Here is a 24990-nt window from a genome sequence, read left to right as displayed (position 1 = left end):
CCTTATCTGTGCAGGGTTGGGGGTACAGCGACGGAGGATGAGAAGAGCGGGGTGGGCGTCTCGAGGCTGACGCTGGTGGCGGTGACGGCATCGGCGTGCAGGTGCACGACCGAGAACATCGCGCGGTCGTGCCCGCTGATGCGGTCGGCACGGCCGTCCATCACCTGGTGATAGGCGAGGGAGGGCCCCACCATCACGGGGATGTCGCGCACGTGCGCGGCGAGCGGGTGGTGGAAGTGCCCGGCGAGCACAGCACGAGTGTCGGTGCCGACGAGGATGTCGAGCAGCTGCTCGGCATCGCGCAGGCCCGCCTTGGCGAGCGTGGGCAGAGGGGAACCGAGGGGCGGGTGGTGCACGGCGACGACCGTGCCCTCGCCGTGCGGGGTGGCGAGCTCGTCGGCGAGCCACTGCCGCTGGGCGGCGCCGAGTTCGCCGGAGGAAGAGTCGAGCAGCACGAAGCGGATGCCATCGACGAGCACCGTGCGGTGGTGGGAGTGCTCGTGTCCGTCGAGGGTGCGCGCGGCCTCGGTGTCGTCGTGGTTGCCGATGATGGTGAGCACGGGTGCCTGCACTGCTTCGCGCAGTTCAGCCACCGCGTCGCGGAGGGCTCCGTACGCGCCGGGGTTGCCGCGCTGGGCGAGGTCGCCGGTGATCAGCACGGCCTCGGGCGTCATCTGCGAAGCGCGCACGTAGTCGCCGACGGCGCGCAGCCGAGCGATGCCGTCGACGGCGTCGTACAGCAGGCCGCGCTCGGTGACGTGCACATCGCTGATGTGCAGCACGGTCGAGCGTCCGGTTGCGCGGCTCATCGGGCATCCTCGTTCTTGTGACGCAGCCGGGTGAGCTGCGCGTCGGTCAGGCCGTGGCGGGCGAGGTAGGCGCCCGCGCCGCCGAGCTCGTCGATGATCGCCAGTGCGTGCACGATCGCCTCGCGGGGGCTTTCGAGGTGTAGACGCAGCGCTTCGGCGCGCTCGGTCTCGGGCAGCGCCAGCACGAGGTCGCGCACGGCGGGTTCGCGCACCGGGCGCACGTGCTCGGCCGAGAGCACGTAGTCGTCGACGATGGCATCCGCGCTGTCGCCGGCGGCGAGGCGCGCGAGCGCGACGACGAGGCCGGTGCGGTCCTTGCCGGCGGTGCAGTGCACGAGCGCGGCACCCTCGGTGTCGGCGATCAGGGCGACGGCCGCGGTAAGCGCGCCGCCCCGCTCACGCAGCATGAGCGTGTAGATGTCTTCGAGACGGCCGGACGCCGGCGGCTCGGCGCCGTAGATGCCCGCCTGCTGTACGGGGATGTCGTGCGAGCGGGCGCCGGCTTCGGAGGGCTCGCGCAGGTCGACGATCGTCGTGACACCCAGGTCGCGCAGCGCGCGCACGCCGTCGGCGGTGACGTTCTCGGGGGCGCCGGTGCGTACGAGCCACGGCTCGGTGGGGCTGGTGGCCCTCACGTTGAAGAGCCCGTCGATGGCGATCGTCTGCATGTGCACCCTCTTGATTTCGCGCGTTTCACCGCGCTTGGAATCTCGTTACATGGGAACCATCACAGCCGCAGGTGTACGGCAGGTGAAGCACACGCGACCGATCAGAGAACGCCCCAGAACCGGCTGGAGCGCGGGCCTGCGGGTGCGCGCGAAGGCGCCTTCGCTCAGTCCTCGCTGAGCGCGTCGGCCACGACGTGCCGCAGATCGGCGACGTCGGCATGACGGGCATCGCCGGCGAGCGCGCCGTGCAGCGTGTGCAGCACGACGGTGTGCCCCAGCCGCGCGAGGTAGGGGTCGAGGTCATGGGCCGAGCCCACCGGCCCGGTCGCGATCACGATGTCGGCGAGCCGCCCGAGCGGCGAGCGGGAGTAGCTGGTGACCAGCACGACGGTCGCTCCGCGTTCGGACGCGGCCGTGCAGGCACGCAGCGTCTGCACGTTGGCGCCCGAGTAGCTCAACGCCAGGCACACGTCGTCCGCCGAGAGGGAGTGCACCGCGAACTGCTGGGCGAGCGGGTCGACGGGCGCTTCGACGGCGCGCCCCACACTGCTCAGCCGCATCGCGAGGTCCTGCAGTGGCGGCCCCGAGAACCCGTTGCCGACGAGCACGACACGACGCGCACCGCGCAAAGCGGCGGTGGCGGCCTCGACGCGTTCGGGGTCGACGCTCTCCTGGGCCAGGCGCAGCGCATCCACCGCATCATCGAAGGTGCCGCCGGCGGCGACCGGGTCGCTGTCGCGGGGAGTCAGCGGCGCCGAGCGGGCGAGTTCGAGCCGCAGGTGCTGGAACCCGCGGAACCCGAGGCTCTGGCAGGCGCGGATCACCGTGGCCGTCGAGGTGCCGGCCGCCGCCGCGAGCTCGGCGGCCGACCAGTCGACGACGTCGTCGGGTCGCTCCATGATGACCGCGGCGACCCGGCCCTCACTGGGACCGAGTGCGGATGCTGACGCGCGCACGCGCGCATGAACGCTGAGGTCGGGTCGGACGATGCTCATCGCCGGGCTCTCCGCTGCGGCGTCGTGGTTCCGCTGGTCATAGCGGCACAGCGTAGCGGGTTCAGGCGACGCGCAGGGAAATCACCAGGGGCTGGGCTTGTAGTCCTTCAGGAAGACGCCGTACAGGTCGACCCCGGCCTCACCCTGCACGATCGGGTCGTACACACGGGCGGCGCCGTCGACGAGGTCGAGGGGCGCATGGAATCCCTCTTCGGCGAGGCGCACCTTGGTGTAGTGCGGGCGCTCATCGGTGATCCACCCCGTGTCGACCGCGGTCATCAGGATGCCGTCGGTCTCGAGCATCTCGCCGGCACTGGTGCGGGTGAGCATGTTCAGCGCCGCCTTGGCCATGTTGGTGTGCGGGTGCCCCGGACCCTTGTAGCGGCGCGAGAACTGGCCCTCCATGGCCGAGACGTTCACGACGTAGGTGCGGCGGGCGGTCGAGGCCGCCATCGAGGCCCGCAGGCGACTGATCAGCAGGAACGGCGCCGTCGTGTTGCACAACTGCACCTCGAGCATCTCGAGCGGATCGACCTGCTCGACCGACTGCACCCAGCTGTTGACGCGGTTCACGTCGGGCACCAGCCCACCGGCGTCGATAGCCGTGCCATCGGCGTGCTTCTGCAACGACGACGAGCCGGGGGCCATAGCCAGGCGCGCGAGATCTTCGGCCGTCAACGCCTGACCGCCCTGCTCGGCGACGGTGCCGCCCAGCGCCGCCACAGAGAGCAGCGGATGTGCGTCGACCGAGGCCTGCAGCGCCTGCGGGTGCGGATCGGCGGTGTGCCCGAAGGTCTCCATCTCGGGCAGCGGTCCATCCGGGAGCGGCTGCAGTTCAGCATCCGCCAACAGTGAGTACGCACCCGGCGAGCGGCGCACGGTCTGCGCGGCGTTGTTGATGAGAATGTCGAGCGGCCCCTGGGCCGCGACCGAGTCGGCCAGGCCGATCACCTGCGCCGGGTCGCGCAGGTCGATACCGACCACGCGCAGCCGGTGCAGCCAGTCAGCGGCATCCGGCAGCGCCGAGAACCGGCGCACGGCGTCGCGCGGAAAGCGCGTGGTGATCGTGAGGTGCGCGCCGTCGCGCAGCAGGCGCAGGGCGATGTGCATGCCGATCTTGGCGCGACCGCCGGTCAGTAGGGCGCGGCGACCGGTCAGGTCGGTGCGGGCGCTGCGCTTGGCGTGGCTGAACCGCGCACAGTCGGGGCACAGCTGGTGGTAAAACGCGTCGACGAGCGTGTACGGCTGCTTGCAGATGTAGCAGTTGCGGGGCTTGAGCAGCTCGCCCGCGATGGGGGCGTCGACGACGCTGGAGGCGAGATCGTTGCCGCGCGTCTCGTCATCGATGCGGTCGGGGGCTCCGGTCGCGGTGCGCGCGACAACGGCCTTGTCGGCCTCGGCGATCGCGTCGCGGATCTCTTTGCGGCGGGCACGTTTGACGGCCTTGAACATGTTCGCGGTCGCGCGTCGGACGGCGATGTAGTCAGGATGCTGCTGATCGACCTTGTCGAGGTCGCCGAGCACCCGCAGCGTGGTCGCGAGGTCGTCGGGGTCGATGCCGGACGGGGATGCAGAAGAGGCATCGGTCATTGGGCCGATTCTACGCGGCTCAGGTGTGCACGGCCCACAGCATCACCAGGGCCCCCGAGGCGGCGATGCCCCTGCCCTCTGTCGGCGACCAGGCGTATCGTCGGGCGCATGGACAGCATCCGGCCGTATTCGAGACAGGGCATCGTGCCGGGGTACCTGCTGGCCCGTCTGGCGGCGTCGGGGCGCTATTCGCACGCCGCGCAGGCGGCCAGGCAGACGCTGATCGCGGGGCGTCCGCCGTACCACTCCACGCTCGAGCTGTCGATCGACGCCTCGGGGGCGCTGGTCGCCGAGGTGACGGACGCCCCCACCCGCACGATCTTCGACGCGCAGAACACCGAACGACTGCCGGGTGTGCGGGTGCGCGGCGAAGACGACCCACCCGTCTCCGACGAAACGGTGAATGAGGCGTTCGATGGGCTCGGGGCGACGTTCGTTCTGTTGCTCGACGCGTTCGGGCGCGACTCACTCGACGGGGCTGGGGCGGCGCTGAACGCGACGGTGCACTACGGCGTCGACTACGACAACGCGTTCTGGGACGGTTCGCGCATGGTGTTCGGCGACGGCGACGGTGAGGTGTTCGGCGGGTTCACCTGCTCGGTGTCGGTGATCGCGCACGAGCTCGGGCACGGAGTGATCCAGAGCAGCGCCGGTCTGATCTATCAGGGGCAGCCGGGCGCGCTGAACGAGTCGATCGCCGACGTGCTCGGGGCGCTCACCGAGCAGCATCTTCAGGGGCAGACCGCTCACGAGGCGAGTTGGTTGGTCGGTGAAGGCATCTTCACCGATGCCGTGCAGGGCCGCGCGCTGCGCGACATGCTCCACCCGGGCACGGCGTACGACGATGACGAGCTGGGCCGTGATCCGCAGCCGGCGCACATGCGCGACTATGTGCACACAGCCGAAGACAACGGCGGTGTGCACATCAACTCGGGCATCCCGAATCGTGCGTTCGCGCTGGCGGCTCGCACGCTCGGCGGGTACGCGTGGGAAGGCGCGGGTCAGATCTGGTATCGCACGCTGACGGGCGGCCTGCCGGCCGACGCCGACTTCGTGCAGTTCGCCGAGCGCACACTGATCGAAGCCTCAACCGTCGGCGACGCCGTCGAGAGGGCAGTGCGTGAGGCGTGGATCGCGGTGGGAGTGCTCGACGCGCAGAGAGGAGCAGCGGATGCCCGCCGAGACCCCCTCTGACGGCGAGCCGGAGCACCTCGTGATCGCCGTGGTGCGCACTGGCGGGATCGCCGGGTTGCGGCGACGCTGGCGGGCCGAGCCCCCACCGGCGCAGACCCCGCAGTGGAAGACGCTGGTCGAACGGTGCCCGTGGAACGACGACGCCGAGAACCCACCCGGCGATGACATGCCGGGCGCCGACCGCTACGTCTGGACCATCCATGTGCGGGTCAACGCCTCAGAGCGTGACGAGCAGCTCGAACAGGTCGTACCCGACTCCCACCTGCGCGGCCCGTGGCGCGACCTCGTCGACGCCGTGCGTGATGCGGATGCCGGCAGAGGTGTGGATGCCCGCGGCTGACGCCGTTCTGTGACCCACCCGGCGCAGGTGCGCGCGACAATGGTCAGATGGGCATGTTCACGCAGAAGCCGCAGGAACCGAGCGCATGGGCCGCGCTGCCCGGTGAACCGCTGGAGCCGAACGACACCACCGAGCGTCTCGACGAGGCCCCGCCCGTCGATCTGCTCGGCATCGACCTCGGCACCACACACGTGACGGTTCCGATCACCGTGACGCCGACGGCTGACGAGGCCGACGGAGCAGCATCCGATTCGGCGGTATCCGGCGACCCCACCGACTGAAGCACCGCGGTCACCACCCCGTCTGCAGCAGCGACTGCACGACGATCGCGAACACCACCTGCACGGCCAGCGCCACCCGGCGCACCTTCGGTGAGAACAGCGACAGCCCCAGCAGCGCCCAGGGCACGAACGGCAACCAGATGCGTTCGACCTCGGCGCGGCTCATGCCCGAGACGTCGGCCAGTAGCACCATCAGCCACCCGGCGAGGGTGAGCAACAGTACGATTCGGATGCCACTCGGATGCTCGTCGCGGGGCGTGCGGAAGCCGCGCGCGGCGGTACCCACCGCGCCGGCCAGGGAGGCACCGACCATGGGTCCGGCGCTGATGGCGAAGGCCGCGAGGTTGCCCCACAACCAGTAGGCGGCCGGCCGGTTCGATGCCACGCCGTCCCAGTAGCGCTGGTGCAGCACCGGAAATGCCTCCCACCAGGCGAACCCGGCGACGGCGAATGCCAGCACGACAGCCAGCGCGGTTGCGGCCGCGACCGGCAGTGGCCACCAGCTGCGACCGGCGATCAGTACGGCGACCGCGAGAACGCCCAGCAGGGGCAGCCCGTACGAGAGCATAACGCAGTATCCCAGCAGCAGGCCGGCCAGCACCGCCCAGAGCATCGTCTTGCCGACCCGTCGGTGGCGCCCGGCGCGCGTCGCCCGCGCGAGTGCCCAGATGCCCCATGCGGCAACGGCCGCGAACATGCCATCGCCCGAGACAGCGATCCAGATCGCCGCCGGGCCGATGGCCAGCAGCGGTGCTGCCCGGCGCGCATGGGTCTCGGCGCCGAGTGTGCGCATCGTGTCGAGGACGGCGATCGGGATGGTGGCGCCGATCACGGTGACGACGAATCCCGCGGCGAGCGCGCTGCCCAGCCCGAGCTGGACCAGCAGGTAGAAGAACAGCAGGGCGCCGGGCGGGTGGCCGGCGATGTGCACCGGCCAGTTGTCGGGATGTGCGAACGGGATGCGTGAGACGTACTCGCGCAGCGTGGCGGTGAAGTCGGTGACCTCGCGCGCCGTGCCCAGGTACTCGTAGCGGTGATCGAGGATCGTGCCGATGCCGTCGAGGCCGTCGATGAGCGCAAGCGAGAGCAACCAGGCCAGAGCGGCGGCGAACACCACGGGCAGCAGGCCGCCCCAGCGCAGGGTTCGGGCGACCCGGTCGCCGTAGGCGATCACCAGCACTCCGACGGCGATCGCCACGGGCAGGCCGGGTCCGACGCGCGGTGCCCATTCGGCGTGCATGGGTGGGAACCAGCGCACGTGCACGTTCCACCCGGTGACCGCGGGCACGGCGATCGCAGCGGCGATCAGCACGAACGCGGCGACGGCGCCCCAGAGCGCGAGCCGCCCGCTCGGCTCGGCGGTGTGCGGCGCGACCGACCCGGCAGCAGTCCTCTGCGCGGTCACACCCGCACCGCCGCGGGACGGAGCGGTGCGGTGGCGAACGCCCGCACGCCCGCGTCGAACGGCACCTGGGGCCGCCAGTCGAGCTCGGCGCGGATGCGGGCGGATGAGGCGGTGATGTGCCGCACATCGCCCATGCGGAACTCGCCGGTGATCTGCGGAGCGGGGGCACCCAGCGCATCGCAGAGCACCTGCGCGAACTCGCCGATCGTGTGCACGTCGCCGCTGCCGACGTTGAAGGCCCGACTGGTGCCGGCGGCCTGCCCGTCGGTCCAGCGCGCGGCGGCCAGGTTCGCTGAGGCGACATCACTGACGTGCACGAAGTCGCGGCGTTGATGCCCGTCTTCGAACACTCGGGGTGTCTGTCCGCGTTCGAGCGCCGTGCGGAACAGCGCCGCGACCCCGGCGTACGGCGTGCCCTGCGGCATGTGCGGCCCGTACACGTTGTGGTACCGCAGCATCGCGGCCCGGCCGCCGGTCGACCGGGCCCAGTCGCGGGCGAGCAGCTCTTGTTCGAGTTTGGTCGCGGCGTACACATTGCGCGGGTCGCATGGCCGGTCTTCGTCGATGAGCTCGGGCTGCAATGGCCGGCCAGACGCCGAGCGCGGCTCGAACAGGCCGCGCTCGAGATCTACCCGCGCGCGCGGGGGTGCGCTGACGAGCCGATCGCCATCGCGGTAGAGCCCTTCGCCGTAGACGACCATCGAAGAGGCCAGTACGAGCCGGTCGATACGGGCATCACGCATCGCGGTCAGCAGCACAGCCGTAGCGAGCGAGTTCGAGGCGACGTAGTCGGGGGCGTCGGCGATGTCGACGCCCAGTCCGACTTTGGCCGCCTGGTGGCAGACCAGGTCGACGTCGCGCAGGGCGGCATCCAGCACGTCGCGGTCACGCACATCGCCGATGATCGTCTCGACATCCGAAGGCGGCTCGGCATCCGCTGTGCTGCCGTGCACGTCAGCGCGCAGCGAGTCGAGCACCCGCACCTGCCACCCCGCGGCGAGCGCCTGCGCCACGACGGTGCCGCCGATGAAGCCGGCGCCGCCGGTGACCAGCATCCGACCGATGGCGCTCACGGTGACCCCGCCCCCACCTGCCGTTCCAGAATGGCGCGCGTCGCTTCGGGTGGCAGAGCGGGGCTGGGCGGGCCGTCGAGCGGCAGAGCCGGGATGATCATGCGCACCGCGGCGATGAGCCGCGGGGTGGCCGCGGCCATGACGGCGAAGACGCGTTCGGCGGTCGCTGAGGTGTCGTCGTCGCCCATCCCGGCGTCGGTGTCGGTGTCGGTGACGACGGCGATGTTGAGGTGCTCCAGGCCCAGTTCGGCGGCGAGCGCGGCCTCGGGCAGTTGGGTCATGTTGACCAGGTCGGCTCCCATCGCGCGGTGCCAGTCGGCTTCGGCGCGGGTCGCGAAGCGGGGACCTTGAATGACCACGCTGACGCCCGCAGGGTGCACGCGCTCGTCCATGCCGACCAGTACGGCGTGCGCGTGACGCCGCAGTCGGCGGCTGTACGGCTCGGCGAAGGGCAGGTGCTGCACCCCGCCGGTGCTGTCGTCGCCGTCGAAGTACGTATCGGCGCGGCCGTGCGTGCGGTCGATGAGTTGGTCGGTGAGCACCAGGTCGCCGGGGCGCAAGGTCGCGGTGAGGCCGCCGACGGCGTTGGTCGACAGCAGGGTCTTCGCGCCGAGCGCCGCGAGCGCCCACAGATGCGCACGGCTGTTCAGCCGGTGCGGCGGCACGCGGTGGCCGGCCCCGTGGCGGGCGACGAACGCGACGCGGCGTCCGGCGAGGTCGCCGACGGTGATGCCGGGGACGGGACCGTACGGAGTCGCGACGGGCGGGAGAGCACGGGAATCGTCCAGCGGGATCTCGGCGAGGCCGGATCCGCCCACGACGGCGATGTCGACGGGTGTGTGCGCGGGGTGCATGTGTCCAGCATGGGTCGGGGTGGCGCGTCGCGGTACCCCTGTTCCTTACAGCGCGGTGACAGCGCCCGCGAGGGGTGACTGTCACGGTCTCGTAAGCGGATGCCCGATGCCACCCGGATCGCACCGGCGCACACTGTCGTCATGGATGCCCCCCACGCGGCAGACTCCGGCGCGACCGTCTCGGTCGTCGACCGGGTGTCTGGCATGCTGCAGCGGCGATCGCAGCAGGTGCAGGAACTGTTGCGTTCACCGGTGCGTGACACGCGCATGGCGGTGGTGATCGGACGGATGCTGGCGCTGGCGCTGGTGGTGTGCTTCGCCACCGGGGTGTACAGCCATCTGCTGCAGAGCCCGTTGCCGTGGCTGCCGTTGCCGATACGGCCGATCGGTCTGTATGCATGGACGCAGGGCGTCCATGTCGTCTCGGGCAGCATGCTGCTGCCTCTGCTGCTGGCGAAGCTGTGGACGGTGTACCCGCGACTGTTCCGGTGGCCGCCGGTGCGCGGCGCGGCCGATCTGATCGAGCGGGCGTCGATCGCCGTGCTCGTGGCGACCGCGCTGGTGGTGCCGGTGACGGGTGTGCTCAACGCGCTCGAGTGGTATCCGTGGACGTTCTCTTTTCGACGCACGCATTTCGCATTGTCGTGGATGCTGATGGGCGCGCTGCTGGTGCACATCGGCGTGCAGCTGCCGGCGATCCGACGGCATTGGCGGCGCGATGCGGGCGAGGAGGCCGACGATGACCGATGAGCGTGTCTCGCGTCGCCGGTTCTTGACGGGGGTGGCGGCGGGTTCGGCGGCGATGGGGGCGTTGGCGCTGACACACAGCGTGTTGCCGTGGGGGCCGTTCAGCCTCGCCGATGAGCGGCGCCGGCTGGATGCACCGCAGCGGGTGCCGGTGAACCGCACGGCTGCGCAGGCCGGAGCGGTCGCGCTGGCATCCGATCCCGACTGGAGACTCACACTGCGCAACGGGGCGCGTACGGCCGTGCTGTCGGCGCAGGAGTTGGCGGGGCTGCCGCAGCGCACCGAGACGCTGCCGATCGCGTGCGTCGAGGGGTGGACTGCGGTGGCCGACTGGTCGGGGGTGCGGTTGGCTGAGCTGATGATGCTGGTCGGGGCGGGACCCGGCGATGACCTGCGCCTGCGCAGTCTTCAGCAGCGCGGAGCGTTCTCGGTGACGACGATGCCTGCCGTGTACGCGCAGGATCCGCTCACTCTGATCGCCCTGCGCCTCAACGGCGAGCGCCTCTCGCTCGATCACGGCTACCCGGCGCGTGTGATCGCGCCGGGGCGGCCGGGAGTGCTGCAGACCAAGTGGCTGCACACGATCGAGGTGCTCTGATGAGTGCCACACGGATGCTGCTGTGGGCGGTCGGGGCTGCCGGCATCGCCTACGGCGCGTGGCTGCTGATGACCACGCAGAACCCGCAGCAGTTGCTCGGTGTCGCCGTCTGGTTGGTCGCGGCGGTCGTCGTGCACGACGCCCTGCTCGTGCCGCTGCTCACCGCAGCGCATCGTGGCGTCGACGCGGTGCGCGACGGCGCGCGCCGGCGCCGCGCGCGAGGGCAGTAGCGCGGGGCATCAGCGGGCGGTGTCGGATGCTGACGCGACGCCGGCCGAAAACGGTGCCGAGGGTCTCTCGGCGGGCGCTGGTTTCGGCAGGGGGTTTCGGTCGGGTGACGCAGGCCCACCGCACCGCGCCCCACCCGCAAGGAACCCGCCAGAAACCCCTGCCGATACCGGGTTTCGTCGGGAGATTGCGGCGGGCCGTTCGGAGCAGGCCGGCGGAGGCTGCCGAAAACGATCGTTTTCGGCAGGTTGAGGAGAGAGAAGCTCAGGCGAGCGTCTGCGTCAGTGAACCGGGGGCAGGACCGAACCTGACACGGCCGAGAGCCCCGTTCACAATGGGCATGAACGGTTGCACGTGGCCGCATTCGACATTACCGATGATTGGGATGTCGAGACCGTCGAGGGCGTCGAGCACAGCTTCATCTTGAGTCATGTAGGAGGTGTCGGGCGCGAGTGTTCGGCCGACGAGCACCGCGTTGGCTTCGTCGAAGAAGCCCGACAGACGCATGCCATGAAGATTGCGGCAGATAGTGAGCGCGTCGTGGCTGGACGCCTCGACGTACACGATGGTTCCCTCCGGCGCGTGTTTCTCCACGAAGGTCGGCACATCGCCATAGCGGCTGCCCACGACGTTACAAAGCGTGTCGATGCATCCGCCAATGAGGCGCCCGGTGACATCGACATCGCCCGTTCCGGAGTCCAAGCGGGTCCAGGAACCTGCAGTGTCGAGAGTCATCTCGGTGACATCCGGATGGCTGAGGTAATCGTCCCACCCATGCGCGCGGAACCGGCCTGGCGAAGTCTGGGCGAATGAGCTGCCTGCAGGCTTGGTCGCGATGTCGAGCCAGCCGAGTAGCCCGTCGGGAACGAGGTACGGGGTGTCCATGAGGTTGTTCCCGTGGATGGTGGCGATGCCAGTTCGCAGGGTCAACGGTGTCAGGAGCGTCGAGATGTCGGAGAAGCCCACGAACCACGCGGGCTCTGCGGCGGTGATCGCTTCCCAATCCAAGAGCGGCAGGAGGTCGATCGCCATGACCCCACCCCAGGGCGGCACGACGGCATGCACGCTTGGATCGGTCAGGAAGGCAGTGAGTTCTTGTGCGCGTTCAGATGCTGGGGCGCTGACATGCGCTGCGCCACCAATGCAGTCGCCGACGACGACGCGAAAGCCGGAATTCCTCAGTCCCTCAACCGCGAAATCCAGCCGTTTCATCTCTTCAGGTGTGACGCCGCTGGACGGCGAGGTGACGGCAATGGTGTCGCCGGGGCTGAGCGGTGCAGGAAAGCGGATGGTCACACGTCATTCTCTCAATGAGGTGAAGGAACCGCCCAGCCCACCCGGCTCCAGCCGAAAACGTCTGCCGCTAGGGGGTTCTGACGAACCTTTGCGGCGGCAGTCGGCCGCAGTTGAATAGGCTCCCGCCGTAAACGATCGTTTTCGGTGACGACTGGACTCCGATTGGAGGTGCGAGCCAGACCGCCCGCGCGTGGTACGAGTGTGAAGCAGCCCAAGGCCCGAGGTTTGTCGATCCGAATGAGCACTTGGAGGAGGCGTTTCGCGGCCGAGAGCTGTGTCGCGGCTTAAGCGATAGTTGCAGGCGGATAGACGTGAGCGTTGAACTAAGACGCTTCGACGTCACGTCCACGCAATACGATTCGACCGTGACTTCTGAGAATCAGATCGGCCCCGACGTGTCAATCGCCAGCGCACCTGAGGATTACGATCCTGGGCGCGTCGGCCTGATGCTAACCGCGATCCAGATCTTTGTCACGGGCTTGACCACCTACATCGTGATCGCGATCTGCTCTACTGCCGCAATCGGCTACTCAGAGGGGTTGCAACTCTTCGGAATCGCGCTGGCCTCCACCCCGCTCACCGTCCTAGCCTTTCTTGTCGGGCTTCCCCTTCGCCTCGCTCCGCGCGCTCGTCGCTGGTGGAGGGAACACACGTCCTGGTTCCTCGCGCTGCTCGGACTCGCTGTCGTCTGCATACTCCTGTCGTACGTCGTGGGTGACGCCGGACCGATCAAGTACGACGAAGCCGACTGGCCGCTCGTTGACGGCTACGTCCCGGAGTGGCGGCTGCTGATCCCGTCCCTCGCTCTGATGGCGTTCGCCACCATGCATCTTCGCCTCCCACCGCGCCGGCGCCATCAGCCCACCTGAGCGAGTGCAGTCTCGGGCTGAACGACGCAACGCCCGAACTCGAGAGCTTCCCGACGCATAAGGGCTGCGCCGTATGCCCCGGGACTGCTGCACGGTTAGGTGACCTCTGATCTGGCTCGCTCCGACAACGTCTATCGAACCCCGCGTGTGGCCCAGGTTTATGGCGGCCGGGATCAATGACGACCGCCGTTGCACCGGAAACGATTGTGTTCGGCGGAGGCGTCCGCGCTGCCTGGCGTGGATCACCCCCGCGCACGGATGTCACGCTTCCTTCCGTCCCGGCCATGTCTCAGGTGAAGCAGGCCACAAGATGGAGATGACCATGATCAGCGATGATGAACTGACGAGACGGCTTTCGGCCGAGAGCCGACGAGGCGAGCAGCAGCCGTTGCCGTCCGGAATGGTCGCGCTCCTCGTTTCAGAAGCTCGGTCTGAAGCAGCAGCTGCGTCATGGAGAAGACGCGCCTGCGCGGCAGTTGCTGGCGCAGCTGTGATCGGCGGCGGAGTGTTCGCAGCGCCGGCTGTTGCAGAGACCATTCGGCACTTCATCGCCCAGACCGAGATCGTGTTCGGCGGTTCCGAGGTGATCGAGGACAGCGAGTTCGTTGACACCTCAGCGTCTGATCTGGGCGAGTACCTCGAAACTATCTATCCAGCGCAGCTTCAGCTGGCGCCGGGCCAGACCAAGAAAGGTCTGATCGAACAGGTGCGAGCTGCACACTCCGCAGAGCCCGGTGTTACACAGCGAGTCGGGTTGATCCGGAGCTTCGAACATGCCGCGTACGTCGGTTGGATCGAAGAGTGGCTTACTGCGCACGATGCTGGCGACAAGACCCGTATGGCGGCCGCGGCGAAGGTGATCTCCGACGCGGCGACATGGCCTGCGTTCGTCCAGACAGACGGCGGCGGAATCACGTACATCATGGCCAGGTTCGGGAAAGAGATCTCCGCCGAGGACGTGCAAGCGGCGCAGGAACTTGCACAGATCGAGGGGGCTTCGGGCTGGGACGGCGTTGATCGCTCCAACAGACCTGACTCGTACTACGAGACATTCTTGAATGACTATGAGGCGAGCAAGTGAGCGCCACGGACGTGAACGAGCTGCCTCCGGCCGTGACGTCCGCGCGGCCCGCGGCCTCTCTCGACATCTTGATCGCCGAACTAGTGCCCGATCTGCTTGGATATTTCACCAACCGCCTCACCAACCGTGAAGACGCCGCGGACGCCGTCGCCGATACTCTTCTCGTGCTGTGGCGGAAGCAAAAGTCTCTACCGTTGCTTCACGAAGATGCCCGCCGATACGCCTTCGGGATCGCGCGACACGTACTCCAGAGCACACGTCGAGGAGCAGTCCGCAGGAACGCACTCGCCGATCGTCTCCGCGCTGTCGTGCGCGAGGATGCCGTCACCAACCCTGAACCCGACCTCGAACTTCGAGCTGCCCTGGCAACCCTAACGGCGAAAGACCGCGAACTCGTTCTACTCGTCGGCTGGGACGGGTTCACGGTCGCCGACGCTGGCCGCGTTCTCGGCTTCACCCCGGAAGCTGCGAGGGCTCGTTACTCTCGTGCGCGCGGCAAGCTCCGTCAACAGCTGTCATCACCCGATTGACGGTCTCCAATAACCCCTGCCGAAACTAGGTTGGGGCGCACGATTACGGCGCTGGTCCCGAGCTATGTAGCGCGCCGCCGCCGTAAACGATCGCTTTCGGCAACCACCAACCTTGAGCAGTGTGGGCAGCGTCCAGGACCTTTACCGAGAAACCCGTACGCGGGACTTTGCTCGACGGGCGCTCAGTATTCTGAGCGGATCCAATCGGTGACGGGTTCTGGCCCAGACGGCAGCGCCACAACATTCGAAGACCACGGACGGAGCTCCTCTCCATGATCATCGCCATCAGCACCGCAATCCCTCTGCTCATCGCGGGGGTCATCATGGTGTGGACTGCCTATCGGGCCTACCGTCGCGCCCTCCCTATGAACTTCTGGACAGGCATCAGGACCACAATGACCCTTCGCTCCGAGGACGCTTGGAGTCACGGACACGCCGCCGCCGCGATTCCCATTGCGATAGGTGGGTTCGGCCTCATCGCCGCGGCCGCAACCGCTGTCTTCGTCGGTGAGGACTACGCCATCGGTGCGGCCGCCGTCGGCTGTGCCTGGATCGCGATCTGGCTCGTCATCGGATCAGTGGTGGCAGGAAAGGCCGCCCGTCAGGCAGAGAACTCTCCGAGCGATTGATCGACGCTCGGGCTGTCCGAACAATGTCGGGCACGCTCGGTGCGAGCGTTCTCGACCTACGCGCCGGCTCCGATACTCGGATACCGCCGCAAACGATCGTCGTCGGCTCGAGCTTCGCTCGCTTCGCGAGGCGCACCGGAAACTATCGTCACAGGTCAACTTCGGCAGGGAGTCCGGAAGCCACCACTACCCTGGGCGGATGCGAGTGTATGTTCATGGCGCGGGGCGTCAAGGCCGCGACGCTTGGCCTTCAATCCCGGACCAGGGTTCGCGTTTTGCGAGTCTTGACTTCACCGGACCGATGGACGCGAACGTTGCATCCCTCGCGGCGCTCAGTCCGCGCAACTCGGTCGTGTTCGCACACTCGGCTGGCGCCGTGCCCGTGTTTCTGGCTGTACAGGCGCGTCAGATAGCCGCGCGTGCCCTCGTTCTCGTAGAGCCTGCGCTCTACGACGTTGCGAGGGGCGTACCTGTGATCGAAGATCACATCGATGCGATCACGCGCGCCCGAGCTCTTTCTCGAAGTGGTGACCTGTTCGGCTACTGGTCGATCGTCCGCCCGCTCATGTTCGGAGGTCCCGCCGATCGTTCTCGGTGGGACGAAGAGCGGGAGACCGCTGCAAGGTTTGAAGCGAAGCAGCCGCCGTGGGGATTCGGCGTGGCCAGCTCCGCGATTGTCGGAGTGCCCACCCTTGTCATCACGGGAGGGTGGAATGCGGAGTACGAGACGATAGCGGGTGTCTTGATAGAAGAAGGCGCGACTCACGTTCAGCTACGCGGCGTCAACCACAGACCACAGGATCATTCAGGCTTCGCTGACACGGTCGAGCGGTTCCTCGCCGGCGTCTGAGCGGCAGTCCTAGCCCGCTGTCAAGTCAGCCACATCGCTCAGCACGGCGTCACGCGAGCGCCCATACTTGGCGAGCACGTCTTCGGGGGAACTGATGAGAGCCTTCCACAGCGCCCAGGCTGCACCTCGCAGCCAGGCATCCTCAGGCAGTGTCAGCCTGTCGCGCAGTTGATCACGTTCACCGGCACTGCAACTCAACCATGCGAAGGCCAGGTCGCAGGCGGGGTCTCCAACGCACGTCTGTCCGAAGTCGATGAGCGCCGCCAACTGACCTTTGCTGCCGAACAACATGTTGCCTGGCGCGACATCGCCGTGCACCCACACTGGCGCACCTGTCCACACCGTGGCCACTGCCGCATCCCAGAGTTTCCGGCATCCGTCTGCTTCACGTCCATTCAGAAGCGGGAGCCAACCCTGCACGTCCTCACCGACGCTACTGACGTGACAGCCGCGGTAGGCAGATGCCCTTCCCGCCCACGGGCCTCCGCCCGTGTCACAGGCCTGCAACTTCGCCAAGGCGTCGCCCAAGCTATCGATGGCGCGCTCTCGGTCGGACGCGTCAACCGCAGCCAGAGTGTGTCCGTCGATCCACTCACGCACAGACCACGGCCGGTTGAACGCCGCCGAGGGCGCCCCGGTCGCTAAGACGCGAGGGATCGCCACGCTGATCCGCGAGTTGAGGGTCGCGAGGGTTTGCTCCTCCCGAACCAGGCCGGCGATGTAGCCATCAGCGCTCGGGAGACGCACGGCCATGCAGTCGCCAAGCCGGAAAGTGCGGTTGTCCCACCCCTGAGCTTCCACCGGCCGGATTTGCAGCTGCGCCCACTGAGGGAACTGCTCCGACACGAGGGACTGGACCAACGCAGAAGTGATCTCTCCGGAAGCGGCCGTCATCGCGCCAGCCTAGTCGGCGATTCGCGAGCGCTCAGAGATCCAGGCGGCGCACGACGATCAGCGAGCGTCGACACGCACAGTGGCGGCGCGAACCTTCTCGGTGAGCATGGGCGGAAGATAGGGGCTTCCCGCGTACTTGGCCCGATAAGCCTCGTCGATGCGCTCGTTCAGGTCGGTGTCGTCGACGGGAACGAATGTCGCGTCGTGCACCGTCCCGCCGATCGAGACTCGTCCGGCGCGCTGTGCGACGGCTGACCCGTACCAACGCGACGACGTGCCGTTGTAGGCGCGCACGTAGATGGCATCGTCGACGACCACTGCCCAGATCCACGTCAGAGTTCCCGGGGTCGTCCCGTCGTCCCGGAACGGAGCGATGTGAAAGTCGTCGCTTTCACGGATGCTACGGATGTCTTCAGGCGCCCATTGAGTCATCGGCGATACTCCTCATCCGAGACGTGCTCGAGCCAGATGGTGGTGTCAGCGGGGTTGTCGGCGGTGTCGATCATGGCAAGGTGCTCCATGTAGTCGTCGGGGGTCGCACCATGCCAGTGCTCTTCGCCCGGAGGTGTGTAGATCGTCTGCCCCGGCGTCACCTCGATCACTCGGCCGTCCCTCGTTCCGATCAGGCCCACGCCGTCCGTGATGTGAAGGGTCTGCCCGAGGGCGTGCGAGTGCCATGCTGTGCGAGCGCCAGGCATGAAACGCACCTTGGCGACGACCATGCGCTGGCCTTCGGCACGGGGCGCGGCGATCATGTCGAGGTACACGTCACCGGTGAACTGCTCGGGCGGGTTCTTGACCGTGGGCTTCTTGGTGTCGATTTCCATGGGGACCTCTCTGTTGCGCTTCGGATGCGACGGACGATGGATGCGACGGACGATGCCTTGCTACCTGGCATCGTCGGATGGAGTATCCGCAGGCACCAGGTCAGTGCCGCGTGGCGCTGACCAACTTGCGAGAAGGGCGAGCCGCTCGGCGCTTGGTGACCCCGGTTCCGCGGTGTAGATCACCAGGACGTTGCCGGGCTCGGCGGTGATGGCGAGCTCTTCGTAGGCGAGGGTCAGTTCGCCGACCACCGGATGCTGAAAGCGCTTCGTTCCGGCACCGTGGCTGCGCACGTCGTGCGCGCCCCAGAGACGCCGGAACACGTCACTGCGCGTGGAGAGTTCACCGACCAGGTCTTGGATGCCCTTGTCGTGGGGGTCTCGACCGGCTTCAGCACGCATGATGGCGACGCACATCTCGGCGAAGCGATCCCAGTCGGGATAGAAATCGCGCGAGGCCGGATCGAGAAACTGAAAGCGTGCCAGGTTCGGAGTGCGGCCCCCGTCGCCGATGAGGGGTGAGTAGAAGGCCCTGCCGAGTTCATTGGTCGCAAGGATGTCTTGGCGGGTGTTGCGGACGAAGGCGACGCCGACTCCCACAGCCTCCACCGCCCATTGAAGACTCGGGCGAAGCGGGCCGGGCTTGCTGGCGCGTCGGCGATGACGACCCGAGGCGGGGATGCCGTCGGCGGCCCTGGCGAGGTCGAGCAGATGCGCGCGCTCGGTCTCGTCGAGCTGCAGTGCTCCCGCCACGGCGTCGAGAACTGCGGCCGAAGCACCGGCGATGGCACCGCGTTCGAGCTTGGCGTAGTACTCCACGCTCACCCCGGCAAGGATGGCGACCTCAGCGCGACGTAAGCCGTCGACGCGACGGTTCGGCCCCGCCGGCAGACCGGCCTGTGCAGGAGAGACCTTCGCACGGCGCGACATCAGAAACTCCCGCACCTCTGATCGGTTATCCATACCCCGACGATACGTCCGCGCTTGCTGACGAGGGATGCCCTCTTGGTACACCTCTCATCAGGGACTCCCCCGCACGGTTCGCGGGGCGTTGACTGATGTCAACACGCCTCAGACGAAGGAGACCATCATGCGCGGAGTCGTCATGCACAGCCCGGGTGACGTTCGGGTCGAAGAACGCGAAGACCCCACGATCATCGATCAGACGGATGCCATCATCCGGCTCACCGCCACCTGCATCTGCGGGTCGGACCTGTGGCCGTACCGTGGTGTCGAGCCCGTGGATCACACCGCGATGGGGCACGAGTACGTCGGTGTCGTGGAGCAGATCGGCGACGACGTGAAGACGTTGAAGGTCGGCGACTTCGTCGTCGGCTCGTTCGTCATCTCTGACAACACGTGTGAGATCTGCCGTTCTGGCTACCCCTCAAAGTGCGTGCACGCCCAGTTCGTGTCGATGGGTATCGGCACGCAGTCCGAGCGTGCTCGCATCCCGTACGCCGACGGCACGCTCGTCGCCACCCCCGGTCAGCCGGACGCCGACCTCATTCCGTCACTACTCGCCGCTTCCGACGTGCTCGGCACGGGCTGGTTCGCCGCGGTCGCCGCCGAGGTCGGTCCTGGCAAGACCGTCGCCGTGGTCGGTGACGGTGCCGTCGGGCTCATGGGCGTTCTTGCCGCGAAGCAGCTTGGCGCGGAACGAATCATCGCGATGTCGCGGCATGCCGACCGACAGGCACTAGCCCGCGAGTTCGGCGCCACTGACATCGTTGAAGAGCGTGGCTCAGAAGGAGCCGCACGCATCAAGGAGCTGACCGGAGGCCTCGGCGCCCACAGCGTCATCGAGGCCGTCGGCACCGAAGAGTCGATGCTGCAGGCGATCCACGCGACCCGCGGCGGCGGACACATCGGTTTCGTCGGTGTGGCGCACGAAGGCGTCACTCTTCCCCTCGACCAGCTGTTCTTCGCTGAAGTGCACCTGCATGGTGGCCCCGCGCCCGTGCGGCGCTTCCTTCCCGAACTCATCGAGAAGATCTGGAAGCGCGAGATCAACCCCGGCAAGGTCTTCGATCTCACTCTCCCGCTCGACGACGCAGCTGAGGGCTACAAGGCCATGGATGAGCGCCGCGCCATCAAGGTGCTCCTGACCCTCTGATCGGAGACGCGATGAGTGTGCCCGAGCACCATCGTGATGGATTCCCACGCGGGCCGGCCGTGGCTATTGGATGGGTGCGCTGCTTCGTCCTTGATGGCGACCGCTGAGTGCGGCATCGAGGGTTTCTTGAGCGACCTTCATGTCTTCTGCGTACGGGGTTTGCTGCAGCCGTGCCCACATCTCGTCCTCCGCGACAAGTTCGACCTGTGTCTCTACCCACCAGATGTTGCCGAAGGGATCGCGGATCCGGGCACCCCTTTGACCGAACGCGTTGTCGCTGAGCGGCGTGACGATCGTGGCGCCGGCCCGCACCGCCCGCTCGACAGCGCGATCAGGGTCCGGCACCCACACACGAAGTAGCGCAGGCAGCGAGGGCCAATCGGCCTGACGATCGAACGCGAGCACGACGGTGTCGCCGACACGGATCTCACCGTGGCCGATCGCACCGTCTTCTGTCACGACGCGCGCCACCTCTACCCCGCCGAACGCCTCAGCGATGAAGTCGAGCAAGGCGCCGGTGTCGTCTGTCACCACCCATGGCGCAACAGTTGTGTATCCCTCGGCCTGGTAGCTCGGCTGAATAGTCAATCTGTCCTCCGCATGTACGTTGTGACTCGACCCTAGGGGCCAATGCGGTCAGTTTCTGCCCTAAAGAGCGTGCCGATCTGTCTCTAGCAACCTCTGTCCGCGAGGGTTGCGCGGGCCACTTGTACAACGATCGCTCCTCGGGCTCGCCGCAGCAGCGCTCTGGCCGGGGCACACCCGACACCAGAGAGTCGGTGACAGCCTCGATCATCACCAGCCACAGCGGCGGCTCGAACCTTCTCGGTGAGCATGGGCGGAGAACGCGGGCTACCCGTGCCTCTGGCCCGACGCGCCCTTCTCGGCGACGCGACCGCCCTCTTCCTCGCGCCCGGAGTCGTCTGCGGCGCCGACGCGGCTCTGCCAGGTCACCCGCAGCACATCGATGACGTCGCTGAGCTGCACGCCCGCTGATTCTGCCGCATCGACAAGTTCACGGATCGGACCAACAACACGGTGAGGCAACGTTGCTGCTGTCGCGGCGACACGCGTTCCGGCGGCAGTACGGGTGACGACCAGGCCTTCCTGTTCGAGCATCCGGTACGCCTTCGCGGCGGTCCCCTGCGCGACCCCGAAGTCGCGGGCCGTCTGTCTCACTGTCGGCAGTCGCTCGTCTGCACCGAGCTGCCCCGAAGCGATCATGCCTCGAAACCGACGGTAGATGTCGAGCGTCGGGCTCCCCTCGTCGGCGGATGCCTGCAGATGGCTTGCCATCATGGCATCGCCGTCTCGCGAGCAACGGCATCGGCCCGACGTCGCACTGAGCGTCTCCCGGTGCGACGAGCGGCGCCTGCCATGACGAAGAACAAAAGCACGAAGCCCGCTATCTCGAGTACAGGCGCGAGCCAACCGGCAGCGATCGCGAACTCTGCGTACCGCCAGGTGGCCTCAAACGGCTGACCGTGATCCTCAGCTCCGACAGCCAACTGCGAAACAGTGCCGGCCTGGGCGATGAACCGCCATGCGCCAGCGAGAGCGATCAGCGTCGTAGCGCAGGCAACGCGAACAGTACTGGCAGCGATCTCGCGACGGAACCGCTTCTCATCGGTCACAGTCTCTGGGCGGATGTACGGGCGCGACGCGTTGAAGTGAAGCACCGACCACGTCACCACTGAGAGCGCGCCAAGGCAGACAAGCACGGGCAGCCCATACTCCCAGCCATAGAACCACACACGGACCGGGTCGACGTCGGCCTCATTCGGAACCGGGATCGCGAGCCAGATGTACCGTCCGTGCGCATCTGGCGAGGACACCACACCTGCACAGACCGTTGTGACCAGTAGCGCCACGAACGAGATGCACGTTGCGACGATCCCCCACCGCGGGCCGAACGTCGTCCAGGTGCGACGCGCAACGCTTGCGCCTGGTGCTCTTGGCTGGGTCGTTCCCCGTACGAGAACGTTCACAACGACGACGAAGAGCCCGAGCGATGCGCCAGCCAAGGGAAGCGCGTAGCGCCACCACGACACCACGTCGGCGAGATCCACGACGTACCCGCGCACAACGTTCTCAAGAGCGAACAAGGCGATGACTGCAGCCGCCGTGATTCCAAGCGCGCTTCGCTCTGGCGCGTATCGTCGGGTGGCAACATCCCCGGCGACTGCTTCGAGGGGGTGCATCCGCGCGACGATTGCCAGCAAGCCCACACTCACCAGCAGGGCGACAAACAGCGAGACGAACGGCGTCGAGAACGCGGCGCCCAGCGTCTCAGTAACACCGGTAGCAAGACTGCGTGATGTTGGCATTGCTCCCCCTAGACGAGTTGTGCCACATTTCTATCACAAGTTGTGTCATCCTCAAAGCACAAAGTGTGTTTCTTTGGTCGAAGGTCCACTCACATCGGGAAGATCACCGTCGACCTGCCAAAGAAAGCAACACGCACCTGCGAGGCTCAGACGATGGCATCCCCTTTCCACCTCGCACCGGAGAGGACGTAGCGAAGTGACCTCCTGGCGCACGTCTGTCGCCGATCGCTGGCGACGATTCCGAACACGATTCCCCACAGCCGCGGGGTTCGCGGCGGCGCTGGGCCTTGTGCCTCCGGCACTGTTCTTCCTCGCTGCGCAGGCCCCGACCGATCCGCTAAGCGCACTTCAACTCACCGCTGTCTGGGCTCTGACGGCAGGAACCGTGGGAGGCGCGGCGATCGCCGTGCAGCACGCATCCCGCCAGCCACGTATCGTCGCCCCGCTCTTCGCCGCAGCGATCGTGCTACTCGGCGGTGCCTCACTCTGGACAGTGCTCGGTGTGGTCGCACCCGGGTCGCACGCGCTGTATGCCATTGCAGTGATGGCGCCGTTCGTGCTCGCGTTCAGCTTCATCGTGACGTTGGCGGCTGTGCTGATTCCCGCACGTCACCGACGACGGGTAGGGGTCGGGGCCATCATCATCAGTGCCGCCCTCGCGGCGCTGAGCGTTCTCCTGTAGTTGCGGCACCGCCGAACCCTCACCGCCGCAGGTGCGCGAATACGCGTCCGGCATCCGCCCACACCTCGACGCATCGCAGGCCGGCGCGCCGGGCGTAGCCGGGCAGTGGACGACGCCCGACCTCGTGCCAGCGGAACGGCGCGCTGGTTCTGCCGTCGGTGTCGACCAGCCGCGCCGCGAACCCACGGTCGCGGCGGCTATCGGCGTGCAGTTCGGCCAACACCGAGCCACCAGGAGCGAGCAGCTCGGCGCAGCGGGCGAGCAACGCCACGGGATCGCCGCCGATGCCGAGGTTGCCGTCGATCAGCAGCACGGTGTCCCACTCACCCTCGCGCGGAACGGGGTCGAACACCGAACGCCGCAGTGCGGGCAACCCCTGCGCTGTCGCGTGTTCGACGGCCGCCGCCGATACATCGAGCCCCAGACTCAGGTGTCCCGCGACGATCGACGCGCGCATCATCCGTCCCGGCCCGCACCCGACATCGAGCACCGTGCCGTGCGCCCGCGCGATCACCGCGGCATCCGCATGGTCGGCCGCCGAGAGAAACCGCCCGAGCTCGACCGGGCGCCCACCGTCCGCGGCACCGTGCTCGATGATCTGCAGCATCCCTCCCCCACCTCGCAACGCGAGCTCGTACGGGGCGTCTCCCCCGGCGCCATAGTAGGCGTCGACCACCGTCTGCTCATCGACCGGAGCGACCACGCGGCGCATCAGGCGACCTCCGCCCCACGTCGCGCGACGAGACCCCCGCGCGGCACCACGACACCGTCGAGCGCGCCCTCCCGACGCAACTCCCGCAGCACCGAAGCGACGCGGCCCGCCGGATCGACCTCGCGCGCGACCACCCGCAGCGACGAAATGTCATCAATGTCGCTCAGTTCGGGCACATCACGCACCCGCAGTCCCGCCCGCACCAGCCGATCACGCGTGTTGCGCCCCGTATCGCTGCGCGACATCGGCACGCCGCGCACCAGATCCCCCCGGCTCCTGCCGGGCAGTTCCGACAGCCCCAACAACCAGAAGCCACCATCCGCGGCGGGCCCGAACCAGGCATCCACGTCGCGCGGCCACTCGGTGGCCAGGCGCTGCAGCAGCACCGGATCGACCTGTGGGGTGTCCATGCCGATCAACAGCACCGGCCCACGCACCTGATCGAGCACGGCTCCGATCCGCTCGTCGAGATCACCCGGCACCTGCGGCACCTGCGCAAATCCCGCGATCGGGGGCAGACTGCCCTGCAGGCACAGCACCCGGCGCTCACCCACCGCACGGGTGCGGGCGACCGTATCGTCGAGACACGCCTGCGCGAGCCGCGCAGCATCCGCCAGACTCAACGGAGGGTGCAGACGCGTCTTCACCCGCCCGGGCACGCACTCCTTCGCCATCACGATCAGAGTGGTCATGCGTACCTCCGCAGCATCGTCGTCATATCGCGCACGGCCTGAACCGTGCCGCGCACCGTGCCCGTCACCTTCGAACGCCCCACCCTCGGCAGGTACGGCACCGGCACCTCATCGATGCGCCAGCCCGCGCGTTGCGCCCGCAACAGCAGCTCGAGCGGATACCCGCTACGCCGATCACGCAGATCGAGTCCGATCAGGTCGGTCCGGCGCCCGGCCCGCATCGGCCCCAGGTCATGCACGTCGACGCCCATCCGTCGCCGCACCCACCACAGCAGCGCCGCATTCGCGAACCGCGCGTGCGGCGGCCACGCCCCCGGCCGCGCCGGAACCCGCCGCGCGAACACCAGATCAGCATCCCCCGACCGCACGGGTCCGACCACAGCCGCCAGTTGCGCCAGGTCGAACGAGCCGTCGGCATCGCTGAACGCGACGATCGGCGCGGTGGTCGCCATCAGGCCCGCATGCACGGCCGCGCCATACCCCCGCTGCGCCGCATGCACGACCGTCGCGCCGTGCCGCTCAGCCACCGCGGCCGACCCGTCGGTCGAACCGTTGTCGACGACGATGGCGCGCCACCCGGTGGGAAGCCCCGCCAGCACACCCGGCAGCGCCTCGGCCTCATCGAGACACGGGAGCACGACATCGACGGCGATTTCCATGTTCTGACCGTAGAAAGTTGCACCCCGGCGTGGTTGCTCCATTCCTT

Annotated in this window: 31 protein-coding genes; 13 read left to right on the top strand and 18 right to left on the bottom strand. The window is 67.8% G+C overall.

The window, feature by feature from the left end:
- Positions 1-2: 2 nt before the first annotated feature.
- From JF543_RS03005 to JF543_RS02990, 4 genes are all read right to left on the bottom strand, one after another.
- A complete protein-coding gene (locus JF543_RS03005; protein ID WP_206822704.1) occupies positions 3-809 on the bottom strand; it encodes a metallophosphoesterase family protein in 807 nt (268 codons plus the stop codon).
- Positions 806-1477, bottom strand: coding sequence for a tyrosine-protein phosphatase (locus JF543_RS03000; protein WP_179409351.1), 672 nt, complete (start codon positions 1475-1477; stop codon positions 806-808). The genes JF543_RS03005 and JF543_RS03000 overlap by 4 nt, the downstream gene beginning before the upstream one ends.
- A gap of 164 nt (positions 1478-1641) precedes the next feature.
- Positions 1642-2472: a MurR/RpiR family transcriptional regulator gene (locus JF543_RS02995; RefSeq protein WP_179409352.1), complete on the bottom strand. Its 831-nt coding sequence runs from the start codon at positions 2470-2472 to the stop codon at positions 1642-1644.
- Positions 2473-2553: 81 nt separating this feature from the next.
- Positions 2554-4062: an SDR family NAD(P)-dependent oxidoreductase gene (locus JF543_RS02990; RefSeq protein WP_206822703.1), complete on the bottom strand. Its 1509-nt coding sequence runs from the start codon at positions 4060-4062 to the stop codon at positions 2554-2556.
- A gap of 108 nt (positions 4063-4170) precedes the next feature.
- Between JF543_RS02990 and JF543_RS02985 the strand changes: the two genes are divergently transcribed.
- From JF543_RS02985 to JF543_RS02975, 3 genes are read left to right on the top strand one after another with little or no spacing between them, the layout of a single operon-like run.
- Positions 4171-5256: a M4 family metallopeptidase gene (locus JF543_RS02985; protein WP_206822702.1), complete on the top strand. Its 1086-nt coding sequence runs from the start codon at positions 4171-4173 to the stop codon at positions 5254-5256.
- Positions 5234-5596, top strand: coding sequence for a protealysin inhibitor emfourin (locus JF543_RS02980; protein ID WP_206822701.1), 363 nt, complete (start codon positions 5234-5236; stop codon positions 5594-5596). Before JF543_RS02985 ends, JF543_RS02980 begins: the two co-directional genes overlap by 23 nt.
- 47 nt (positions 5597-5643) lie before the next feature.
- Positions 5644-5877 carry a hypothetical protein gene (locus tag JF543_RS02975; RefSeq protein ID WP_206822700.1) on the top strand — a complete coding sequence of 78 codons (234 nt, stop codon included), beginning with the start codon at positions 5644-5646 and terminating at the stop codon, positions 5875-5877.
- A 10-nt stretch (positions 5878-5887) separates the two neighbouring features.
- Here JF543_RS02975 and JF543_RS02970 read toward each other — a convergent pair whose 3' ends face one another.
- From JF543_RS02970 to JF543_RS02960, 3 genes are read right to left on the bottom strand one after another with little or no spacing between them, the layout of a single operon-like run.
- On the bottom strand, positions 5888-7282 hold the full coding sequence (locus tag JF543_RS02970; RefSeq protein WP_206822699.1) for a hypothetical protein: 1395 nt from the start codon (positions 7280-7282) through the stop codon (positions 5888-5890).
- Entirely contained in the window at positions 7279-8346 is a 1068-nt protein-coding gene (locus tag JF543_RS02965; protein ID WP_347401145.1) for an NAD-dependent epimerase/dehydratase family protein, read from the bottom strand. The genes JF543_RS02970 and JF543_RS02965 overlap by 4 nt, the downstream gene beginning before the upstream one ends.
- Before the next feature lie 5 nt (positions 8347-8351).
- Positions 8352-9209, bottom strand: coding sequence for an MTAP family purine nucleoside phosphorylase (locus tag JF543_RS02960; RefSeq protein ID WP_206822698.1), 858 nt, complete (start codon positions 9207-9209; stop codon positions 8352-8354).
- A gap of 141 nt (positions 9210-9350) precedes the next feature.
- Between JF543_RS02960 and JF543_RS14355 the strand changes: the two genes are divergently transcribed.
- The 3 genes from JF543_RS14355 to JF543_RS02950 are packed head-to-tail and all read left to right on the top strand — an operon-like array spanning position 9351 to position 10784.
- Complete coding sequence (locus tag JF543_RS14355; RefSeq protein WP_242519385.1) at positions 9351-9959, top strand: hypothetical protein; 609 nt, start codon at positions 9351-9353, stop codon at positions 9957-9959.
- Positions 9949-10554, top strand: a complete 606-nt coding sequence (locus tag JF543_RS14350; protein WP_242519384.1) for a molybdopterin-dependent oxidoreductase — start codon at positions 9949-9951, stop codon at positions 10552-10554. Before JF543_RS14355 ends, JF543_RS14350 begins: the two co-directional genes overlap by 11 nt.
- Positions 10554-10784 carry a hypothetical protein gene (locus tag JF543_RS02950; RefSeq protein WP_206822697.1) on the top strand — a complete coding sequence of 77 codons (231 nt, stop codon included), beginning with the start codon at positions 10554-10556 and terminating at the stop codon, positions 10782-10784. Before JF543_RS14350 ends, JF543_RS02950 begins: the two co-directional genes overlap by 1 nt.
- 262 nt (positions 10785-11046) lie before the next feature.
- Here the strand turns inward: JF543_RS02950 and JF543_RS02945 are convergent, their stop codons facing one another.
- On the bottom strand, positions 11047-12078 hold the full coding sequence (locus JF543_RS02945; RefSeq protein ID WP_179409364.1) for an LD-carboxypeptidase: 1032 nt from the start codon (positions 12076-12078) through the stop codon (positions 11047-11049).
- Positions 12079-12389: 311 nt separating this feature from the next.
- Here JF543_RS02945 and JF543_RS02940 point away from each other — a divergent pair, with 311 nt between their 5' ends.
- The 5 genes from JF543_RS02940 to JF543_RS02920 all read left to right on the top strand — a co-directional run bounded on the left by JF543_RS02940 (position 12390) and on the right by JF543_RS02920 (position 16037).
- The gene (locus tag JF543_RS02940; protein ID WP_206822696.1) at positions 12390-12947 is read left to right on the top strand and encodes a hypothetical protein; all 558 of its coding nucleotides are present in this window, start codon (positions 12390-12392) and stop codon (positions 12945-12947) included.
- Between the two features lie 322 nt (positions 12948-13269).
- A complete protein-coding gene (locus JF543_RS02935) occupies positions 13270-14028 on the top strand; it encodes a hypothetical protein (protein WP_179409366.1) in 759 nt (252 codons plus the stop codon).
- On the top strand, positions 14025-14558 hold the full coding sequence (locus JF543_RS02930; protein ID WP_179409367.1) for a sigma-70 family RNA polymerase sigma factor: 534 nt from the start codon (positions 14025-14027) through the stop codon (positions 14556-14558). Before JF543_RS02935 ends, JF543_RS02930 begins: the two co-directional genes overlap by 4 nt.
- A gap of 272 nt (positions 14559-14830) precedes the next feature.
- On the top strand, positions 14831-15187 hold the full coding sequence (locus JF543_RS02925; RefSeq protein WP_206821266.1) for an SdpI family protein: 357 nt from the start codon (positions 14831-14833) through the stop codon (positions 15185-15187).
- Between the two features lie 301 nt (positions 15188-15488).
- The gene (locus tag JF543_RS02920; RefSeq protein WP_206822695.1) at positions 15489-16037 is read left to right on the top strand and encodes an alpha/beta fold hydrolase; all 549 of its coding nucleotides are present in this window, start codon (positions 15489-15491) and stop codon (positions 16035-16037) included.
- Between the two features lie 9 nt (positions 16038-16046).
- On the opposite strand, the gene JF543_RS02915 is transcribed toward JF543_RS02920, so the two are convergent.
- Genes JF543_RS02915 through JF543_RS02900 form a run of 4 tightly spaced genes read right to left on the bottom strand, consistent with a single transcriptional unit; the run spans position 16047 to position 18718 of the window.
- A complete protein-coding gene (locus JF543_RS02915) occupies positions 16047-16931 on the bottom strand; it encodes an aminoglycoside phosphotransferase family protein (protein ID WP_206822694.1) in 885 nt (294 codons plus the stop codon).
- Between the two features lie 57 nt (positions 16932-16988).
- Entirely contained in the window at positions 16989-17363 is a 375-nt protein-coding gene (locus tag JF543_RS02910) for a DUF2255 family protein (RefSeq protein ID WP_206822693.1), read from the bottom strand.
- Positions 17360-17758, bottom strand: coding sequence for a (R)-mandelonitrile lyase (locus JF543_RS02905; RefSeq protein ID WP_206822692.1), 399 nt, complete (start codon positions 17756-17758; stop codon positions 17360-17362). Before JF543_RS02905 ends, JF543_RS02910 begins: the two co-directional genes overlap by 4 nt.
- Before the next feature lie 60 nt (positions 17759-17818).
- Complete coding sequence (locus JF543_RS02900; RefSeq protein WP_206822691.1) at positions 17819-18718, bottom strand: helix-turn-helix transcriptional regulator; 900 nt, start codon at positions 18716-18718, stop codon at positions 17819-17821.
- A 127-nt stretch (positions 18719-18845) separates the two neighbouring features.
- On the opposite strand from JF543_RS02900, the gene JF543_RS02895 reads away from it, so the two are divergent.
- Complete coding sequence (locus JF543_RS02895) at positions 18846-19871, top strand: zinc-dependent alcohol dehydrogenase family protein (protein WP_206821272.1); 1026 nt, start codon at positions 18846-18848, stop codon at positions 19869-19871.
- A 63-nt stretch (positions 19872-19934) separates the two neighbouring features.
- On the opposite strand, the gene JF543_RS02890 is transcribed toward JF543_RS02895, so the two are convergent.
- The 3 genes from JF543_RS02890 to JF543_RS02880 all read right to left on the bottom strand — a co-directional run bounded on the left by JF543_RS02890 (position 19935) and on the right by JF543_RS02880 (position 22198).
- Positions 19935-20459: a VOC family protein gene (locus JF543_RS02890; RefSeq protein WP_206821273.1), complete on the bottom strand. Its 525-nt coding sequence runs from the start codon at positions 20457-20459 to the stop codon at positions 19935-19937.
- A gap of 264 nt (positions 20460-20723) precedes the next feature.
- The gene (locus JF543_RS02885) at positions 20724-21170 is read right to left on the bottom strand and encodes a GntR family transcriptional regulator (RefSeq protein WP_242519383.1); all 447 of its coding nucleotides are present in this window, start codon (positions 21168-21170) and stop codon (positions 20724-20726) included.
- On the bottom strand, positions 21167-22198 hold the full coding sequence (locus tag JF543_RS02880; protein WP_179409375.1) for a hypothetical protein: 1032 nt from the start codon (positions 22196-22198) through the stop codon (positions 21167-21169). Before JF543_RS02880 ends, JF543_RS02885 begins: the two co-directional genes overlap by 4 nt.
- Before the next feature lie 196 nt (positions 22199-22394).
- Between JF543_RS02880 and JF543_RS02875 the strand changes: the two genes are divergently transcribed.
- The gene (locus JF543_RS02875; protein ID WP_206822690.1) at positions 22395-22880 is read left to right on the top strand and encodes a hypothetical protein; all 486 of its coding nucleotides are present in this window, start codon (positions 22395-22397) and stop codon (positions 22878-22880) included.
- Positions 22881-22899: 19 nt separating this feature from the next.
- Here JF543_RS02875 and JF543_RS02870 read toward each other — a convergent pair whose 3' ends face one another.
- Genes JF543_RS02870 through JF543_RS02860 form a run of 3 tightly spaced genes read right to left on the bottom strand, consistent with a single transcriptional unit; the run spans position 22900 to position 24943 of the window.
- Positions 22900-23592: a class I SAM-dependent methyltransferase gene (locus JF543_RS02870; protein WP_206822689.1), complete on the bottom strand. Its 693-nt coding sequence runs from the start codon at positions 23590-23592 to the stop codon at positions 22900-22902.
- A complete protein-coding gene (locus JF543_RS02865; protein ID WP_206822688.1) occupies positions 23592-24284 on the bottom strand; it encodes a TIGR04282 family arsenosugar biosynthesis glycosyltransferase in 693 nt (230 codons plus the stop codon). The genes JF543_RS02870 and JF543_RS02865 overlap by 1 nt, the downstream gene beginning before the upstream one ends.
- Entirely contained in the window at positions 24281-24943 is a 663-nt protein-coding gene (locus JF543_RS02860) for a glycosyltransferase family 2 protein (RefSeq protein WP_206822687.1), read from the bottom strand. Before JF543_RS02860 ends, JF543_RS02865 begins: the two co-directional genes overlap by 4 nt.
- Positions 24944-24990: the final 47 nt, after the last annotated feature.

This window comes from Microbacterium esteraromaticum, assembly GCF_017303215.1.
Classification (GTDB): Bacteria; Actinomycetota; Actinomycetes; order Actinomycetales; family Microbacteriaceae; genus Microbacterium; species Microbacterium esteraromaticum_C.
Note: the sequence above shows the minus strand (reverse complement) of the source record. Positions and strands in the feature narration are given on the sequence as shown.